Source organism: Streptomyces sp. NBC_01515, from assembly GCF_045040345.1.
GTDB lineage: Bacteria > Actinomycetota > Actinomycetes > Streptomycetales > Streptomycetaceae > Streptomyces.
This window is the reverse complement of sequence record NZ_CP109416.1, coordinates 3,531,344-3,549,910: the sequence shown is the minus strand read 5'-3', so window position 1 is coordinate 3,549,910 and position 18,567 is coordinate 3,531,344. Positions and strand designations below refer to the sequence as shown.

Below are 18,567 nucleotides of genomic sequence, written 5' to 3'. Positions count from 1 at the left end.
TAAACGGGGTGCGATGCAACGCGCCTCAAGGGCAACCCCACTAGGGGCGCGGGGAACTGCGCGACCAGCCACGACGCACGGTCAGCCGCAAATGATCCGCGCCCCCACCCCACTAGGCGCCCAACCTCACGAGTCCAACCCGATGGCGAACGCGGCCTCAAGGTCATGCTGCGAGTACGTCCGGAACGCCACGTGCGTATCCGTCCCCTCGACCCCGGGGATCTTGCTGATCCGCCCAGGAATCACCTCGGCCAGATCCTCGTGCTGCCGCACCCGAACCATCGCGATCAAGTCATACGTACCGGTGACGGAAAAGACCTCGCTCACAGATTCGAGCGCGGCGATCGACTCGGCGATCTCCGGAATCCGGTCCACGCTGGTCTTGATGAGGACGATCGCGGTGATCACGGCTGGTTCTCTCCCTCGGGGACCGTTACTGGGGCGGGCCCAACTCTAGTCGCCCGCCCGTCTCCCACCACCGCCCTTCCAAGGCCGCCCTTCGGGCCCTTCTTTTTCCTGAATCTCACCCACGCGTAGCCGAACCCCAGCGTGAAGCCCACCAGGTGGGCGAGGTACGCCACCCCCGGCCCCTGCGCCGCCTGCCCCGCCGCCAGCCACTGCAGGGCCGCCCAGAACGGCAGGACGACCCACGCGGGGAAGCGCAGCGGCAGGAAGAAGAGGAAGGGGAGGAGGCTCGTCACGCGGGCCCGGGGGAACAAGTACAGGAACGCCCCGAGGACCGCCGAGATCGCCCCGGACGCGCCGACCAGCGACTGCTCGGAGGAGGCGTTGGCCACCGCGTAGCCCAGCAGCGCCAGGTAGCCGCAGACCACGTAGAACAGGGTGAACTCGACCCGGCCAAGCCGTTCCTCGGTCATCGCTCCGAAGACGTAGAGGAAGAGCATGTTGCCGAGGAGATGGATCCAGCTGCCGTGGATGAAGAGGGCCGTGACGGGGGTCAGGGCCTCTCGGGCGGGGCTGCCGAACAGGTCGGCCGGGACCACGCCCCAGTGGCGGAAGTACGCCCGCTGTGCGGCGAGCAGCGCGTCCCCGGTGCCGTAGGACGGGACGAAGCCCGAGGCCGGGCCGAGGACGAAGATCAGGCAGCACAGGCCGATCAGGGTGTACGTCATGGGCGCCGAGGTGCCGCGGAACGTCCTGACGAGGGCCGAGCCCCAGTTGCTGATCATGGCTACAGAGCATGACGTAACGGGACGCAACGGGACAGGGTGAATCGCCGCTGTGGACGGCCGAGCGGCGAGTACCCGCCAGGCCGTAGGGTTACGAGCCACACTCGCCGGGGAAACCGGCGATCACGGAAACTGGAACGAGAAGGAAGCGGACAGCCACGATGACGGTTCCCCTGCCGACTGCCTCCACGCGGTGGCGCTGCACCCTCTGCGGCAACCTCACGCGCTTCGACGTGACGCGTTCGTCGAAGGTCGTGGAGTACCTCCACCTGGACCTGGCGGGTGAGCCGAAGGTGGAGGAGCGCGAGGTGGTCAGTGAGACCATCGAGTCGGTGCGCTGCCGCTGGTGCAATGCCGTGGACCAGGTGGAACTCGTGGACAGGCCGGGCGCCGGCTCCTGAGAGGGAGAGGCCCCGCACAGACATTGGGGTGTGAGGATGGTGGAGAACTCAGGCGGGGGGCCGGGCGACGGCGCCGCCGAGGTGCTCGACCGTCCGCTGCCCGACGGCGTGCGGAGACGAGTCGTACAGATCGTGTCGGACAGTTTCGGTGGGCTCACTGTCGCCGAACTGCCCGCGCAGCTACGACAGTACGCCCGCTTCGCCCCCAACCGGCGCGCCAAGTTCGCGGGCAACGCCATGGCCGCCGCGCTGGAGACCGATCCGCTGTTCCGGCAGCGCATCGGGGAGAAGCTGAGAGAGGCCCAGTCGGAGCTGGCCGGCGCGCTCGACTCCGGCTCGCCGCCCCCGGCCGCGGATCCGCTCGACGTGGCGGCCGCGGCCTATGTTCTGCGCCCCACCGGCTGGGTGAAGCTCGTGACCGCCGCCGGCGAGGAGGCGCTGCGTGCCGACGCCGAGCGCGCCGACGAGGAGAGCCGGGCCGAACTGGAGCGGCTGCGCGAGGAGTTGGCGCAGGCGCGGGACGCGACCCGGGCCGACACCGAGCGGCTGCGCACCGAGCTGGACGCGGCGAAGAAGGAAGCGGACTCGCTGCACCGCAAGCTGCGCGCCGCCCACAGCGACGTCAAGCGCGGCGAGGCCGCCCTGCGCAAGCTGCGGGCCGAGACGGACACCGCGCGCGCCGAGAGCCAGGTCCAGGTGTCCGCCGCCGAGAGCGAGAGCCGCCGCCTCAAGGCCCGGCTCGGCGAGGCGGAGGCGGCCCTGGAGGCCACCCGCAAGGCCGCCCGCGAGGGCCGCAGCGTCGAGGACATGCGGGTACGGCTGCTGCTCGACACCGTGCTGGACGCGGCCCAAGGGCTGCGCCGCGAGCTGGCGTTGCCGCCGGTCTCCGTACGGCCCGCCGAGACCGTCGACGCGGTCGAACCGGGACGGATGACCCCGAAGGACATCGCGGCACGGGCGTTGTCGGACAACGACCCGGCGATCCTTGACCAGTTGCTCGCGCTGCCGCAGGCCCACCTGGTCGTCGACGGCTACAACGTCACCAAGACCGGCTATCCCCAAATGCCCCTGGAGAAGCAGCGGTTGAGGCTGCTGGGGCAGCTCTCGCAGCTCGCCGCGCAGACCGGCGCCGAGGTCACCTGTGTCTTCGACGGGGCCGAGCTGGCCGCGCCCGTGCTGCTCGCGCCGCCGCGCGGGGTGCGGGTGCTGTTCTCCAAACCGGGCGTCACCGCAGACGAGTTGATCCGCCAGCTGGTGCGCGCCGAGCCGCCCGGTCGGCCGGTGATCGTCGCGTCGACCGACCGCGAGGTGGCCGACGGCATCGCGAAGGCGGGCGCCCGGCCCGTCGCTTCTGCGGTACTCCTCAAGCGACTGTCGTGAAGGTCAACGTACAGGTTTAATGCCGGAATTGACCGAACCGTCACGCAACGTAGCGTCAATCGACCATCACTGCATGTTGGTTATGTGCAAAGAATGCTTTGAGTGACGGCATTTTTTCGTGTGAGGATTTGAACTGATCACAGAAACATCACTAGGGTCAGGCCTCGAACCTCCGAACGGGTGATCACTCAATAGAAGGAGCTCGACTCCGTGGCGTCCCATCGTCGACCGAAGCAGCCGAGCCGCACGCGCGTCACTGTGCTGACCACCGCAGCCGCTGCCGCCGTTGTTCTCAGCTCCCAGGCCGCGAACGCCGCGCCGAGCGAGAAGCCCAACAAGGACGAGGTCAAGGCGAAGGTCGACGCTCTCTACGAGCAGGCCGAGCAGGCCACCGAGAAGCTCGACGGGGCCCAGGAGAAGCAGGAGAAGCTCCAGAAGGAGATCTCCACCATCCAGGACAACGTCGCCCGCGGCCAGGAGGAGCTCAACAAGCTCCGGGACGGCCTCGGCACGATGGCGAGCGCCCAGTACCGCACCGGGGGTATCGACCCCTCGATCCAGCTGTTCCTGTCCTCGAACCCGGACGACTACCTCGACAAGGCGTCCACGATGGACCAGTTGAGCAGTCAGCAGGTCGAGGCGCTCACGAAGATCCAGGGCAAGCAGCGCGAACTCGCCCAGGAGCGCGCGGAGGCGAGCAGCAAGCTCAAGGACCTCTCCGCCACCCGCACCGAGCTCAAGAAGAAGAAGGACGAGGTCAAGGCGAAGCTGGCCTCGGCCCAGAAGCTGCTCAACACCCTGACCGCCGCGGAGAAGGCGGCGCTGGACCAGGAGCAGACGCAGGCCGCCAACCGTTCCAGCTCGCGCGTGGACCTCGGCAGCACCGGTTCCGCCTCCGGCCGCGCCGCCTCCGCCTTCGCCGCCGCCCAGTCCGTGATCGGCTCGCCGTACGTCTACGGCGCCTCCGGCCCGTCCTCCTTCGACTGCTCCGGCCTGACCTCCTGGGCCTACGCGCAGGCGGGTGTCTCCATACCCCGCACGTCCGAGGCGCAGGCGAACGCCGGCACCCGGATCTACAGCCAGAGCGACCTCAAGGTCGGCGACCTGGTCATCTTCTACGGCGACTTCCACCACGTCGGCCTCTACGCGGGCAACGGCCAGGTGCTGCACGCCCCGCACACCGGCGCCGTGGTGCGGTACGAGGCGATCGGCAACATGACGTTCGAGTTCGGCGTCCGGATCTGATCCGACCGCGACCGTCCTCGTCCGGTCCTTCCGGACCGCCCGAACGGGCGAATTGCGACACACCAGGCTGACCCCACGCCCCGCCGATGACCTGCGTCATAGGCGGGGCGTCACGTTGTGTGCCTGCGGCGGTCTTTGGCCCGCACCCCTTCACAGAGCTACTGTCTGGCGCGTTTCCCCGCACCGGGGGAGCGGTCCGTGTCCGCCAGCGGAAGGAAGTGCGGCTTCCCGTGGGATCCCGTCGTCGCCTTGCACCGTCCGGGTTCGACCGAGGCGCCAGTGCCGCGGTCTGTGTCCTGTCCGCCGCCGCAGCAGCACTCGGCGCCCTGCCGGCCGGCTCCGCCGTGGCCGCGCCGCACGACGACTCCCGGGCCGAGGTGGACCGGCTCTACCACGAGGCCGAGCAGGCGACCGAGGCCTACGACAAGGCTGACGAGAACGCCGGGCAGCTGCACCGGCAGGTGAGCGACGCGCAGGACCGGATCGCCCGGCAGCAGCAGCGCATCAACACCATGCGGGACGCGCTGGGTTCACTCGCCGGCGCCCAGTACCGCTCCGGCGGCATCGACCCCACCGTCGCGCTGCTGTTCTCCGACGACCCGGCCGACTACCTCGACAAGGCCTCCGTCCTCGACCGCATCACCACCCAGCAGGCGGGCCAGCTCAAGGACCTCCAGGAGGCCATGCGCGAGCTCGCCCAGGAACGCACCGAGGCCGCCGGGCACCTCGCCGAACTGGAGCGCAGCCGCAAGGCCGTCGCCACCCACAAGAAGACCGTCGAACGGAAACTCGCCAAGGCCCGGCAGCTCCTCAACCGGATGCCGCTCGCCGAGCGCGCCTCCTTCGACCGGGCCTCCCGCTCCACCCGCGAGGACATCCCCGACCTCGGCGCAGGCGTCCCCTCCTCGGGCCGCGCCGCCGCAGCCGTGGCCGCCGCCCGCATGGCACTCGGCAAGCCCTACATCTGGGGCGCCAACGGCCCCGGCGGCTTCGACTGCTCCGGCCTGATGCAGTGGTCGTACGCCCACGCGGGCGTCCACCTCCCGCGCACCTCGCAGGAACAGCGCTACGCCGGTCATCAGATCCCGCTCTCCCAGGCCCAGCCCGGCGACCTGGTCGTCTACCGCTCCGACGCCAGCCATGTCGGCATGTACGTCGGCAACGGCCAGGTCATCCACGCCCCCTACCCCGGCGCGCCGGTGCGCTACGACCCGGTCGGCATGATGCCCGTCTCGTCGGTCACGAGGGTCTGAACCCGCCCGAAAGGGTCGTACGATCGGGAAGTGACTGGTCGTAGGCGGGCGTCGCGCTCCGGAGTGCTCGCGCTGTGTCTGCTGCTCGGCTCGCTCGTGTCGTGCGGCGGGCAGCCGGCGGCGAACAGCGCGAAGGCGGAGGTCCAGAGCCTCCTCGACCGCCGGTCCACGGCCGTCCTGCACCACGACGAGACGGCGTACACGAGGACCGGCGCGCGCACGGCGTACGAGAACCTGAGCGCGGTCCCCTTCGCCTCCTGGTCCTACCGGCTGACCTCCCTGCACCGCAGCGGCGCCACCGCGACCGCCGACGCCGAACTGAGCTACAAGGTCAAGGGCTACGACACCGCACCCGTCACCGTCGGCCGCACGCTCGGGCTCCGCCTCACCGCCGACGGCCAGTGGTACGTCGACTCGGACAGGCCCGCGAAGACGTCCGGCCAACAGCTGTGGGACCAGGGGAAGGTGAGCGTCGTCAAGGGCGCGCACAGCTTGGTCATGGGGGTCGGCCAGGACGCTGCCACCCTCCGCGAGTACCGCTCCCTCGCGGACCACGCCGTACCGGCCGTGTCGGACGCGTGGGGCACGGACTGGACCCGGCACGTCGTCGTGCTCGTCCCGGACTCCCTGGACGGCATGGCGGGCCTCCTGGGCTCACCGGCGGCGTCCTACCGGGGCATCGCCGCGGTGACGACGGGCGAGGCGGGCGGCTCGGGCAGCGCGCCCGCGGACCGGATCATCGTCAACCCGGACGCGTACGCGCTCCTGGGCTCGATGGGCAAGCAGGTGGTCCTGACCCACGAGACAACCCACGTCGCGACCCGCGCCCACACCACCGCCGCCACCCCCCTCTGGCTCTCGGAGGGCTACGCCGACTGGATCGGCTACCGGGGCACCGGCCGCACCCCCACCCAGGCCGCCCCGGAGCTGTACCGCGCCGTAGAGGCCGGCGACCTCCCGACCGACCTCCCCACCGACAAGGACTTCGGCTTCGACAGCGACTCGACGAAGCTCGCGCAGGCGTACGAGGGCGGCTGGATGGCCTGCCGGATGATCGAGGACCGCTGGGGAGTCGACCAACTGGGCAAGTTCTACCGGGCTGTTGGTGCCCACAAGAAGCGGGCGGGCGCGGTGGAGGACGCGTTGAAGAGCGTGCTCGGGGTGACGTCGGGGGACTTCACGGCGGAGTGGCGGGAGTATCTGAAGGCTCAACTCGGCTGATCCGAACGGGGCTTGGCTCAGACGGGTCCTGGCTCAGGAAGACGCCGAAGTCGCCTTCGAGCGCGTCGCCTGGGTCGGCAGCGGCGGTACGTCCGCCCAGGTGACCGACGCGCGCCACAACTCCCGTGCGCCGGACACCGCAGCGGCCACCAGCAGGCCGTTGCGGACGATCAGCAGGGTCACGCCGAGGCCGTCGCTGGCGACCACGTGGGCGAACCAGATCGGGAACTCCAGGACCGTTACGAAGGCGGCTGCGAGGACCAGGGCGACCGGGAGCCTCATGCGGCTGGCTCGGAAGCAGGAGCAGACGGCCGCGAGGCCGATCAGCCAGACGACGTACTGGGGGCTGATCACGCGGCTGGTGACCGTGAACATCAGGACTGCCACGAAGGCCGCGTCCGCGAGGGTGTGGGGGAGGAAGCGGGCCGCCATCAGGCGCCAGAGCATGAGCCAGCCGAAGGCCATCGCGGTGAGGCCCAGGGCGGCCGTGCTGACCCAGTTGACGTAGGGGCCGACGAACTCGACCGAGCCGTAGTTCAGGAGGACCTGGCCCGGCCAGCCGAAGTGCCGGGCCACGTGGAAGACGAGGGAGCCCAGGGACTCCACCTCCGTGCCCCGGCCGCGCTGGAAGTTCAGGAAGGCGAACGCGCCCGGCATCGACACCGCGAAGAGGGACGCGATCACCACCACCGTCACCGCCGCCGCTCCCCACGCGCGGCGCTTGACCGCGCCCAGGAGGAGCAGCGCCGGCCACACCTTGAGGAGCGCTCCGAAGCCGGCCAGTGCTCCCATCACGCGGGGGTGGCGGGTGCCCGCGAGCAGCGCTGCCACGGCGACCGCGGTCACCATCACGTCGTAGCGCGCGTACACGGTCGGGCCGAGGAGCGGGACGCCCGCGGTCCAGACCCAGGCACCGCGGAGCGTGCGGCCGGGGCGCAGGCCCGTGTACAGGAGCAGGGCCAGGACGGTCAGGTCGGCGAGGAAGGCGAGGACGAAGAACGCCGACGCGTAGTCGAGGAAGCCCAGCAGGGCGGGGGAGAGGATCGGGAGGGCGGCGGCGGGCGGGTACTGCCAGGTGACGTCGTCCAGCGGGAAGCCGCCGTGGCGGAGTGTCTCGTACCAGCCGTGGTAGATCACCGAGACGTCGCTGGTGACGTCCGGGCCCGGAAACACGAGGACTTTGAAGACGAACAGCAGCAGGACGACTCTGGTCAGACCCCAGGTTCCCAGCAGCGGCGCCAGCCGCCGTCCCGCGCCCGCGATCTCCACCTGAGCCCCTGTTCCGTGCCGTGTCGTGCCGTGCCTGCGGATGTGGGGCACATGTTCTCCCGATCTGCTGTGCGATGGCCATGAAGCGCGGCCGTGCCGGCCTGTGAGTCGTCGTCCGGTAGGGCCGGTAGGGTCTGCCGCGTGCGCAAGACCCTGATCGTGACCAATGACTTTCCGCCCCGGCCCGGTGGCATCCAGGCGTTTCTGCACAACATGGCGCTACGGCTGGAGCCCGAGCGGTTCGTCGTCTACGCCTCGACCTGGAAGCGGGGGCGGGAGGGCGCGGAGGCGACGGCGGCGTTCGACGCCGAGCAGCCCTTCACCGTCGTACGGGACGCCACGACCATGCTGCTGCCGACGCCCGCCGCGACCCGCAGGGCAGTCGGGCTGCTGCGTGAACACGGGTGTACGGCGGTGTGGTTCGGGGCGGCGGCGCCGCTCGGGCTGATGGCGCCGGCATTGCGGAAGGCGGGCGCGGAACGGCTCGTGGCGACGACCCACGGCCACGAGGCCGGGTGGGCGCAGCTCCCCGCCGCGCGTCAACTCCTGCACCGCATCGGGGAGTCCACCGACACGATCACCTACCTCGGCGAGTACACGCGCTCGCGCATCGCCGCCGCGCTGAGCCCGGCGGCTGCGGCGCGGATGGTCCAACTCCCGCCCGGCGTGGACGAGAAGGTCTTCCATCCCGGGTCGGGTGGAGCGGAGGTACGAGCGCGCCTCGGCCTGACGGACCGTCCGGTGGTCGTCTGCGTCTCGCGACTGGTGCCGCGCAAGGGGCAGGACACGTTGATCCTGGCGATGCCGCGCATTCTGGCCCGTGAGCCGGAGGCCGTGCTGCTGATCGTGGGTGGCGGTCCGTACGAGAAGGACCTCCGCCGCCTCGCCCGTGAGACCGGCGTCACCGACTCCGTGCGCTTCACGGGCGCCGTTCCCTGGTCCGAACTGCCCGCGCACTACGGTGCCGGTGACGTCTTCGCGATGCCCTGCCGTACCCGGCGCGGGGGCCTCGACGTCGAGGGCCTCGGCATCGTCTACCTGGAGGCGTCCGCCACCGGCCTCCCCGTCGTCGCCGGTGACTCCGGCGGCGCGCCTGACGCCGTCCTCGACGGCGAGACGGGCTGGGTCGTCCGCGGCGGCTCCCCGGAGGACGCGGCCGACCGCATCACCGCGCTCCTCGGCGACGCGGAGCTCCGCCGGAACATGGGTGAGCGGGGGCGGCAGTGGGTGGAGGAGCGGTGGCGCTGGGATCTTCTCGCGGAGAGGCTCCGGGCGCTGCTGTAGCGGGCCGAGGGGCACCTCCGCAGGAGCCGGCTGTCAAAAGCTGCGCCAAGGGTCCGATCCATACTCGGCAGTACCTCTAGGCGGAACCCAATATTCCGCACATGCTGCGCGCATGACAGCAAAACTGACGCAGCATCAGCTGACGAGACGTCAAATCCTGGGCATGATCGCCCTTCAGACCGCCGCCACCGCCGGTCTCACCCGTATCGGTCTGCAGTCCGCGCAGGCCGTCGAACCCGCGGCCGTCGAGGCCGCCCCCGCGATCGTCGTCGGGTCCGGTTACGGCGGTGCGGTCGCCGCCCTCCGGCTCGGGCAGGCCGGTATCACCACCCTGGTCCTGGAGATGGGCAAGCTCTGGAACACGGCAGGGTCCGACGGCAAGATCTTCTGCTCGACCTCCGCCCCGGACCAGCGGTCCATGTGGTTCAAGACCCGCACCGAGGCCCCGCTCGCCACCTTCCTGTGGCTGGACATCGTGAACAAGGACATCGGCCTGTACCCCGGCGTCCTGGACCGCGTGCACTACGACAACATGTCCGTGTACGTGGGGCGTGGCGTCGGCGGGGGTTCGCTGGTCAACGGCGGCATGGCCGTCACCCCGCTCCAGTCGTACTTCACCGAGCAGTTCCCCACCGTCGACGCCACCGAGATGTACGCCACGTACTTCCCGCGCGCCCGCACCATGCTCGGCGTCAACACCGTCGACCCGACCTGGTTCGAGTCGACGGAGTGGTACCAGTTCACCCGCACCTCACGGAAGGCCGCCACCACCGCGGGCCTGAAGACCACCTTCGTGCCCAACGTCTACGACTTCGGCTACATGCAGAAGGAGGCCGCCGGCACCGCCACCAAGTCCGCGCTCGCCGCCGAGGTCATCTACGGCAACAACTACGGCAAGAAGAGCCTCGACAAGACCTACCTCGCCTCCGCGCTGGGCACCGGCAAGGTCACCATCCACACCATGGAGAAGGTGAAGGGGATCACGCGGGCGAGCGACGGGTCGTACGTCCTGACCGTCGACCGGATCGACGACACCGGCGCGGTCGTCGAGACCAAGCAGTACAGCTGCACCTATCTGTTCCTCGGCGGCGGCAGCCTCGGCACCACCGAACTCCTCGTCCGCGCACGGGACACGGGCACCCTCCCGGCCCTCAACGCGAGCGTCGGAGCGGGCTGGGGGACCAACGGCAACACGATGGTCGGGCGCGCCAACCACATCTGGGACACGGTCGGCGCCAACGAGTCGACGATGCCGGTCATGGGCATCGACGACTGGGCCAACACCGACAACCCCGTCTTCGCGGAGATCGCCCCGCTGCCGATGGGCATCGAGCACTGGATCAGCCTGTACCTGGCGATCACCAAGAACCCGCAGCGGGCGTCGTTCACGTACGACTCCGCCTCAGGAACGGTGAAACTCGGCTGGACCGCGGCGCAGAGCGCGGTCTCGGTCGCCATGGCGAAGAAGCTGTTCGACCGGATCAACGCGGCGAACGGGACGATCTACCGGTACGACCTGTTCGGCTCCACCAGCAAGGTCTTCGCCGACGACTTCTGCTACCACCCGCTCGGCGGCTGCGTGTTGGGCCAGGCCACCGACAACTACGGCCGGGTGAAGGGGTATTCGAAGCTGTACATCACCGACGGCTCGCTGGTGCCCGGCTCGATCGGGGTCAACCCGTTCGTGACGATCACCGCACTCGCGGAAAGGACGATGACGCGGGTCCTCGCCGAGGACACCGCGTCATAGACCAACTCCCGTACCGGGCCCGCTACTTCTGGTAGATGGCCTCGATCTCGTCCGCGTAGTCCTTGGCCACCACATTGCGCTTGAGCTTCAGCGACGGCGTCAGGTGGCCCGACTCCTCCGTGAACTGGGAGGACAGAATGCGGAACTTCCGCACCGATTCCGCCTTCGACACCGCGGCGTTGCCGTCGTCGACCGCGTCCTGGACCGCCCGCACCAGGTCCGGATCGTCACGCAGCGACGCCGCGGTGGAACCCGCCGGCTTGCCGTGCTCGGCAGCCCAGCGGCCCAGGAACTCGTCGTCGATGGTGATCAGCGCGCCCACGAAGGGCCGCCCGTCGCCGACGACCATGCACTCCGCGACCAGCGCGTGCGCGCGGATGCGGTCCTCGATCACGGCCGGGGCGACGTTCTTGCCGCCCGCGGTGACGATGATCTCCTTCTTGCGACCGGTGATGCTGAGGTAGCCGTCCTCGTCGAGGGTGCCGATGTCACCGGTGTGGAACCAGCCGTCGGCCAGCGCCTCGGCCGTGGCGGCCTCGTTGTTCCAGTAGCCCTTGAACAGGTGCTCGCCGTGCAGCAGCACCTCGCCGTCGTCCGCGATGCGCACGACCGAGCCGGGCAGCGGCTGGCCGACCGTGCCGATCTTCGTGCGGTCCCAGGGGTTGAACGCGGTGGCCGCGCAGGACTCGGTCAGGCCGTAGCCCTCCAGGACCGTGAAGCCGATGCCGCGGAAGAAGTGGCCCAGGCGCTCGCCCAGCGGGGCGCCGCCGGAGATCGCGTACTCGCCCTTGCCGCCGAGCACCGCGCGCAGCTTGCTGTAGACGAGCTTGTCGAAGGTCTTGTACTTGATCTTCAGACCGAGGGACGGACCCGCCGGGGTGTCCAGCGCGCGGCTGTACGCGATCGCGGTGTCGGCCGCCTTGTCGAAGATCTTGCCCTTGCCGTCCGCCTGCGCCTTGGCCCGCGCCGAGTTGTAGACCTTCTCGAAGACGCGCGGCACGCCCAGGATCAACGTCGGCCGGAACGAGGCGAGTTCGTCGGTGAGGTTCTTGATGTCCGGGACCAGGCCCAGCTTGATCGGCGCCATCATCGGCGCGATCTGCACCAGCCGCCCGAAGACGTGCGCGAGCGGCAGGAACAGCAGCACCGAGCACTCGCCGGTGCGGAACAGCGGGCGCAGCCGCTCCACGATGTTGCCGCACTCCGCGAAGAAGCTGCGGTGGGTGAGCACGCAGCCCTTGGGGCGACCCGTAGTACCGGAGGTGTACACGATGGTCGCGGGGTCGTCTGCCTTCGCCAGCGAGCTGCGCTCCTCGACGGTCGCGTCGGTGACGTCCTTGCCCGCACGGTCCAGCTCGTCGATCGCGCCGGCGTCGATCTGCCACACGTGCTTGAGCGCGGGCAGCTGAGCCCGCACCGACTCGACGGTGGCGGCGTGCCCGTCCTGCTCGACGATGACGGCGGTGGCGCCCGAGTCGCTCAGGATCCACTGCACCTGCTCCGGCGAACTGGTCTCGTACACCGGCACGGTGATCGCGCCCGCGCACCAGATCGCGAAGTCGAGCAGCGTCCACTCGTACCGCGTGCGGGACATCAGGCCGACCCGGTCGCCGGGCTGGACGCCGGAGGCGATGAGCCCCTTGGCGGCGGCGTGCACCTCGGCGAGGAAGACCGTGGCGGTCACGTCCTGCCAGCCGCCTCCCCCAGCCTCCGGCCGGGGGGACCCCCATTTCGCTGCGCTCCCCTTGCGGGCGATGACGGCGACATCTGGGTGCTGCGCGGCGTTTCTGCGGACGATGTCGGTCAGATTGCCGTCCGCAGGGACCTCGTACAAAGCCGGAAGGCTGAACTCGCGCAAGACTGCTGCTCCTCATAGGGCGCCGGCGCCACGACGTTGTGTGATGCGACGGTCCGGTCCAAGACTCGGGCAGGTGCGTCAGGACCCGGTGGTTGAAATCCTGAGCACGACTGGACTGCCCGGACGTTACCCGCCGGTATGGGTCCTACGACAGGGGGGTCCGGCGAGATGTTCGCTGCGTCACACAGATTGGTGTTTCCTCGCGCACAGTAGTCCACCCCTTTCTTGACTGGCCAGTAACCGCAAGCTCCGCCGCCACTGTTCACGTTTGCCGCACACGCCTACGCTTGATCGTCATGGCACCCACACCGGCCGGTAACTCCGGGACGCGCATCCATGTGGTCAGCGACGTGCACGGCAACGCCCGCGACCTGGCCAGATCCGGCGAGGGTGCCGACGCCCTGATCTGCCTGGGCGACCTCGTCCTCTTCCTCGACTACGCCGACCACACGCGCGGGATCTTCCCCGAACTCTTCGGCGAGGAGAACGCCGACCGCCTGGTCGAGCTGCGCACCGCCCGCCGCTTCGAGGAGGCCCGAGAACTGGGCGCCCGCCTCTGGTCCGGCGTCGGCGGCGACCGGGCGGCCCTGATCGAGAAGGCGGTCCGCAAACAGTACGCCGAGATGTTCGCCGCCTTCCCCACCCCGACGTACGCCACCTACGGCAACGTCGACATGCCGACCCTGTGGCCCGAGTACGCCGGCCCCGGAACCACCGTGCTCGACGGCGAACGCGTCGAGATCGGCGGCTGGACCTTCGGCTTCGTCGGCGGCGGCCTCCGCACCCCCATGCGCACCCCGTACGAGATCAGCGACGAGGAGTACGCCGCGAAGATCGAGGCGGTCGGCGAGGTCGACGTCCTGTGCACCCACATCCCGCCCGAGGTCCCCGAGCTGGTCTACGACACCGTCGCGCGCCGCTTCGAACGCGGCAGCCGCGCCCTCCTGGACGCCATCCGCCGCACCAGGCCCCGCTATGCACTGTTCGGCCACGTCCACCAGCCGCTCGTGCGCCGGATGCGGATCGGGGCGACCGAGTGCGTGAACGTGGGGCACTTCGCGGGGAGCGGCAAGCCGTGGGTACTGGAGTGGTGACCTCCTCCCGACTTCGTCCCGACCTCCTCCTGATGTCCGCAGGTAGGGGGTGCGGTAAGGGGGTTGGCGGGGAGGTAGCCTTCACGCTGCACGCACATGCGCACGACGACGACGCCCTGCCGGTCCGCATCTGGAGGAGCCACAGCGATGGCGGAACACACCAGTTCGAGCATCACGATCGAGGCGGCACCGGCCGAAGTGATGGAAGTGATCGCCGACTTCGCCCGCTACCCGGACTGGACCGGCGAGGTGAAGGAGGCGGACGTCCTCAAGACCGACGAGCGCGGCCGGGCCGAACAGGTCCGCCTCGTCATGGACGCCGGCGCGATCAAGGACGACCAGACCCTCGCGTACACCTGGACCGGCGACAACGAGGTCTCCTGGACCCTCGTCAAGTCCCAGATGCTGCGCTCCCTGGACGGCTCCTACCTCCTCAAGCCCTCGGGCGCGGGTGCCACGGAGGTCACGTACCTCCTCACGGTGGACGTCAAGATCCCCATGCTGGGGATGATCAAGCGCAAGGCCGAGAAGGTCATCATCGACCGGGCGTTGGCGGGCTTGAAGAAGCGGGTGGAGTCGGGCGAGCCGCCGGTGGAGACGGACGAGAAGTAGGCGGGCCTTTTCGGCGCCGGCCGGCAATCTGGGCCCGTGCGGTGCCTTCTGAGACGGGTCGGCGCCATTTCTGACGCGGCCCAGCGCCATCCAGCGCGTCCGGTGGCTTTCTTGCGCAGGCCGGTTGTACCCAGCCCGTCCGGCGTTTGAGGACGAGGCCGCTTCAGGGCCGACGGGGGTCCGGGGGCGGAGCCCCCGGCGACGGCGCTCAACCCCCACCGAGCGACTACCGTTCACTCATATGCGTACCATCCTGATCACCGGCCCAGGCGGCAGCGGCCGCAGCACCCTCGCCGCAGCCACCGCCCAAGCCGCCGCAGGCACCGGCACCCGGACCCTCCTCCTCGGTGCCGACCGCGGCGACACCCTAGGCGCCGCCCTGGGCGTGGTGACGGGAGCGGCCCCAGTAGAAGCCGCCGAGAACCTCACGGCATGGCGCCCCGACGCCACGGAATCCTTCCGCGCGGACCTCACCGCCTTCCAGGACCGCGCCTCCACCGCCCTCGAACTCCTCGGCGCGGCTCGCCTGGACGCGGAAGAGGTGACCCCCCTCCCCGGCGCCGAGGAACTGGCCCTCCTCCGGGCCCTCAGGGACGCGGCCCTGTCCGAGGCCTACGACCTCCTCGTCGTAGACCTCCCGCCGACCCCCCACGCGCTCGCCCTCCTCGCCCTCCCCGAGGAACTCCGCCGCTACCTCCGCCGCCTCCTCCCGGCCGAGCGGCAGGCGGCCCGCGCCCTCCGCCCGGTCCTCGGCCGCCTCGCCGGCGTCCCGATGCCCTCGGAGTGGCTCTACGACACAGCCGGCCGCTGGGACGTCGAACTGGCCGCCGTGGAAGCGGTTCTCGCCGATCGGGACACGACCGTACGACTGGTCGCCGAGCCCGGACCGGCGGGCGCCGACGCCGTCCGCGAGGCCGGGCTCGCGCTCGCCCTGCGCGGCCTGCGCCCCGACGTGCTGGTCGCCAACCGGGTGCTGCCCGAGTCCGTCGAGGACACCTGGCTGGCCGGCCTCAACGCGCAGCAGCGCAAGACCCTGGACGAGTGGCAGGGGACGTACGACGACGTCCGCCACGTCCCGCACCTCGGCCACGACCCGCGCGGCACCGATGACCTCACCGCGCTCGCCGTGCCCGGTGTCACCGAGGCCGGTTCCGCGGTCGAGTGGCCGGTCGCCGACCGGCTGGCCGAGGACGGCGTGCTGGTCTGGGGCATTCCGCTGCCCGGCGCGATACGGGACGAGCTGGACCTGGTCCGGCGCGGCGACGAACTCGTCGTCACCGTCGGCCGGTTCCGCCGGATCGTGCCGCTGCCGTCGGCCCTGCGCCGCTGCACCGTGGCCGGCGCCGCCCTGCGCGAGGGCGAACTGCGCATCCGTTTCGCCCCCGACCCGGACCTGTGGCCGCAGGGAAGGTGAGGATTGGTGGGTGCGGAGCCGTGAAGCACGTACGCCCATTCGGGTAACGTCGTAGAGACGAACCGTAGTCAGGAGTCCGTCATGAGCGAAGAGCTCCCCCCGTCCGACGCCCGCAAGGACGAGGCGCTCGACGAGGTGCGGGCGACCGACGCCGACGCCTGGGCGACGGCGGCCGCCGAAGACCTCGCGGCGGAGAAGGCCCGCCGCCGCACCCAGTACGGCCAGCCCCCGGGCTCGGCCGCCGAGGAACTGCGCAAGCTCGTCGACACCGTCGCGGACAAGCTGTCCGGCCTTCAGTCCCCGCTGCTCGGCCAGGTCGCCGGACCGGCCGCCCAGCAGGTGGTGAAGCAGGTCGTCCAGCAGGCCAAGGCCGCCGTCGAGCCCGTCATCGAACGCAACCCGGACGTCTTCGACCACCTCGCGGCGGCCGGCAGCGAACTCCTCGCCGCGTACCGCTCCGCGGTCCAGGCCCAGGAGCAGCGCTGGACGGCCCGTGACAGCGAGTTGAAGGACCTGAAGAACGACCGCCGCGACCGGGGAGACGACTCCGGTCCCGGGGAGCGCATCGACCTGGACTAGAGGGCCCCGAGGACCTGCCGTCGGATTCACGTCCGCCCGGCCGGCTCTGGTGCGCACTTCCCTCACCGCCACCAGAGCCCGTCGGGCCCGCCCAGCGGGCGAACGCCGCGATTCCGACGGCAGGCCCTCGGGTACGGTGGGCCGTAGCGGGGCTCGACCGAAACTGAGGGATTCATGGGACTCACCATCGGCGTCGATATCGGCGGCACCAAGATCGCGGCCGGGGTGGTCGACGAGGAAGGCAACATCCTCTCGACCCACAAGGTGCCGACCCCGGGCACGGCCGAGGGCATCGTGGACGCCATCGCCGCCGCGGTCGACGGAGCGCGCGCCGGGCACGAGATCGTCGGCGTGGGCATCGGTGCCGCCGGATACGTCAACCGCCAGCGCTCCACGGTCTACTTCGCGCCGAACATCGACTGGCGCCAGGAACCGCTGAAGGAGAAGGTCGAGGCCCGCGTGGGCCTCCCCGTCGTCGTGGAGAACGACGCGAACGCCGCGGCCTGGGGCGAGTACAAGTTCGGTGCCGGCAAGGGCCACCGCAACGTCATCTGCATCACGCTCGGCACCGGCCTCGGCGGCGGCATCATCATCGGCAACAAGCTGCGCCGCGGACACTTCGGGGTGGCCGCCGAGTTCGGCCACATCCGCATGGTGCCGGACGGCCTGCTCTGCGGCTGCGGCTCACAGGGCTGCTGGGAGCAGTACGCGTCGGGCCGCGCGCTCGTGCGCTACGCCAAGCAGCGCGCGAACGCCACCCCCGAGTCCGCGGAGGTGCTCCTCTCGCTCGGCGACGGAACCCCCGAGGGCATCGAGGGCAAGCACATCTCCATGGCCGCCCGGCAGGGCGACCCGGTGGCCGTCGACTCGTACCGCGAACTGGCCCGCTGGGCCGGCGCCGGTCTCGCCGACCTCGCCTCCCTCTTCGACCCCTCCGCGTTCATCGTCGGCGGCGGCCTCTCCGACGAGGGCGAGCTGGTCCTCGACCCCATCCGCAAGTCCTACAAGCGCTGGCTGGTGGGCGGCAACTGGCGCCCGGTCGCCGACGTGATCGCGGCCCAGCTCGGCAACAAGGCGGGCATGGTGGGCGCGGCGGACCTGGCGAGGGAGCCGGACCCGATCATGTAACGCGCCCTGTCCTTTTGCCTTAGGGGCGCGGGGCGGTAGCCGATATGCGGCTACCGCCGCGTGGGCGCGACCAGCCACATACGACCGGCACTCGCCCACGTACCCCGCGCCCCGAGCTGTCGGGCGTAGATTGATCCACATGGTGCCGCTCCCCAACTCCCGCACAGACCCCGACGGTTCGGCGATCATCCGCGTCCTGAGCTACAACATCCGCTCGATGCGCGACGACACGGACGCCCTGGCCCGCGTCATCAGGGCCTGCGCCCCCGACCTCGTCCTGATCCAAGAGGCCCCCCTCTTCTTCCGCTGGCGCAAGAAGCTGGCCCGCCTCGCCTCCGCCTCCGGCCTGGTGGTCCTCTCCGGCGGAGGCACCGCAGCCGGCCCGGCGCTGTTGTGCTCGCTCCGGGCAACGGTCGAGCGCACGGAGGACGTACTCCTGCCACTGACCCCCGGCCAACACCGACGCGGCTTCGCCACCGCGGTCGTACGGTTCGGAGGCGCCCGCCTGGGAGTCCTCAGCTGTCACCTCAGCCTCCGCGAGGACGAGCGCTACGAGCAGGGCGGCATGCTGCTCGACCGGCTGGCCGGCATGGGCGTGGACCACGTGATCGCGGGCGGCGACCTCAACGACCGCCCCGACGGCCGGACTTTCGGCCGCCTGGCCAAGGAACTCCAGGACTGCTGGGCCACCGCCCCCTGGGGCGCCGAGAACACCTGGACCCCCGGCAACCCCTTCCAGCGCATCGACGCGATCTTCGCGACGCAGGGCATCGAGGTACTGGGCTGCGGGGTACCGCTCGGACTGCCCGGGGTCACGGAGGCAGATGTGAGGGCGGCCACCGACCACTTCCCGGTGCTGGCCGCCCTCAAGATCCCGGCAGTTCGTTAG

Annotated in this window: 17 protein-coding genes; 13 read left to right on the top strand and 4 right to left on the bottom strand. The window is 70.4% G+C overall.

Annotated elements, in window-relative coordinates; translation table 11 throughout:
• Positions 1-126: 126 nt before the first annotated feature.
• Together OG407_RS15730 and OG407_RS15725 are read right to left on the bottom strand one after the other, a co-directional pair.
• On the bottom strand, positions 127-408 hold the full coding sequence (locus OG407_RS15730) for an Lrp/AsnC family transcriptional regulator (RefSeq protein WP_019062383.1): 282 nt from the start codon (positions 406-408) through the stop codon (positions 127-129).
• Positions 405-1,190: a rhomboid family intramembrane serine protease gene (locus OG407_RS15725; RefSeq protein ID WP_405858576.1), complete on the bottom strand. Its 786-nt coding sequence runs from the start codon at positions 1,188-1,190 to the stop codon at positions 405-407. The genes OG407_RS15730 and OG407_RS15725 overlap by 4 nt, the downstream gene beginning before the upstream one ends.
• A 161-nt stretch (positions 1,191-1,351) precedes the next feature.
• Here OG407_RS15725 and OG407_RS15720 point away from each other — a divergent pair, with 161 nt between their 5' ends.
• The 5 genes from OG407_RS15720 (at position 1,352) to OG407_RS15700 (ending at position 6,690) form a co-directional block, all read left to right on the top strand.
• Positions 1,352-1,591, top strand: coding sequence for a hypothetical protein (locus OG407_RS15720; RefSeq protein ID WP_019067815.1), 240 nt, complete (start codon positions 1,352-1,354; stop codon positions 1,589-1,591).
• Between the two features lie 36 nt (positions 1,592-1,627).
• Entirely contained in the window at positions 1,628-2,971 is a 1,344-nt protein-coding gene (locus OG407_RS15715) for an NYN domain-containing protein (RefSeq protein WP_405858574.1), read from the top strand.
• A gap of 210 nt (positions 2,972-3,181) precedes the next feature.
• Complete coding sequence (locus OG407_RS15710; RefSeq protein ID WP_405858572.1) at positions 3,182-4,216, top strand: NlpC/P60 family protein; 1,035 nt, start codon at positions 3,182-3,184, stop codon at positions 4,214-4,216.
• Between the two features lie 230 nt (positions 4,217-4,446).
• Complete coding sequence (locus OG407_RS15705; protein ID WP_405858570.1) at positions 4,447-5,469, top strand: NlpC/P60 family protein; 1,023 nt, start codon at positions 4,447-4,449, stop codon at positions 5,467-5,469.
• A 30-nt stretch (positions 5,470-5,499) separates the two neighbouring features.
• The gene (locus OG407_RS15700) at positions 5,500-6,690 is read left to right on the top strand and encodes a hypothetical protein (RefSeq protein ID WP_405858568.1); all 1,191 of its coding nucleotides are present in this window, start codon (positions 5,500-5,502) and stop codon (positions 6,688-6,690) included.
• Positions 6,691-6,723: 33 nt separating this feature from the next.
• On the opposite strand, the gene OG407_RS15695 is transcribed toward OG407_RS15700, so the two are convergent.
• Positions 6,724-7,959 (bottom strand): glycosyltransferase 87 family protein, encoded by a 1,236-nt coding sequence (locus tag OG407_RS15695; RefSeq protein ID WP_405868429.1) that lies wholly within the window; start codon positions 7,957-7,959, stop codon positions 6,724-6,726.
• 141 nt (positions 7,960-8,100) lie between these two features.
• On the opposite strand from OG407_RS15695, the gene OG407_RS15690 reads away from it, so the two are divergent.
• Both OG407_RS15690 and OG407_RS15685 read left to right on the top strand, forming a co-directional pair.
• Positions 8,101-9,243: a glycosyltransferase family 4 protein gene (locus OG407_RS15690; protein ID WP_405858567.1), complete on the top strand. Its 1,143-nt coding sequence runs from the start codon at positions 8,101-8,103 to the stop codon at positions 9,241-9,243.
• A gap of 163 nt (positions 9,244-9,406) precedes the next feature.
• Positions 9,407-10,993, top strand: a complete 1,587-nt coding sequence (locus OG407_RS15685) for a GMC oxidoreductase (RefSeq protein ID WP_405868427.1) — start codon at positions 9,407-9,409, stop codon at positions 10,991-10,993.
• Between the two features lie 22 nt (positions 10,994-11,015).
• Here the strand turns inward: OG407_RS15685 and OG407_RS15680 are convergent, their stop codons facing one another.
• On the bottom strand, positions 11,016-12,851 hold the full coding sequence (locus OG407_RS15680; protein ID WP_405858565.1) for an AMP-dependent synthetase/ligase: 1,836 nt from the start codon (positions 12,849-12,851) through the stop codon (positions 11,016-11,018).
• 338 nt (positions 12,852-13,189) lie between these two features.
• Here OG407_RS15680 and OG407_RS15675 point away from each other — a divergent pair, with 338 nt between their 5' ends.
• From OG407_RS15675 to OG407_RS15650, 6 genes are all read left to right on the top strand, one after another.
• Positions 13,190-13,945, top strand: a complete 756-nt coding sequence (locus OG407_RS15675; protein ID WP_405868425.1) for a metallophosphoesterase — start codon at positions 13,190-13,192, stop codon at positions 13,943-13,945.
• 147 nt (positions 13,946-14,092) lie between these two features.
• Entirely contained in the window at positions 14,093-14,557 is a 465-nt protein-coding gene (locus OG407_RS15670; RefSeq protein WP_403595165.1) for an SRPBCC family protein, read from the top strand.
• Positions 14,558-14,798: 241 nt separating this feature from the next.
• Positions 14,799-15,971 carry an ArsA family ATPase gene (locus OG407_RS15665; protein ID WP_405858563.1) on the top strand — a complete coding sequence of 391 codons (1,173 nt, stop codon included), beginning with the start codon at positions 14,799-14,801 and terminating at the stop codon, positions 15,969-15,971.
• An 81-nt stretch (positions 15,972-16,052) separates the two neighbouring features.
• Positions 16,053-16,550: a DUF5304 domain-containing protein gene (locus OG407_RS15660; protein WP_405858562.1), complete on the top strand. Its 498-nt coding sequence runs from the start codon at positions 16,053-16,055 to the stop codon at positions 16,548-16,550.
• A 174-nt stretch (positions 16,551-16,724) separates the two neighbouring features.
• Positions 16,725-17,678 (top strand): ROK family glucokinase, encoded by a 954-nt coding sequence (locus OG407_RS15655; RefSeq protein ID WP_033284421.1) that lies wholly within the window; start codon positions 16,725-16,727, stop codon positions 17,676-17,678.
• A 139-nt stretch (positions 17,679-17,817) separates the two neighbouring features.
• Complete coding sequence (locus tag OG407_RS15650) at positions 17,818-18,567, top strand: endonuclease/exonuclease/phosphatase family protein (RefSeq protein ID WP_405858560.1); 750 nt, start codon at positions 17,818-17,820, stop codon at positions 18,565-18,567.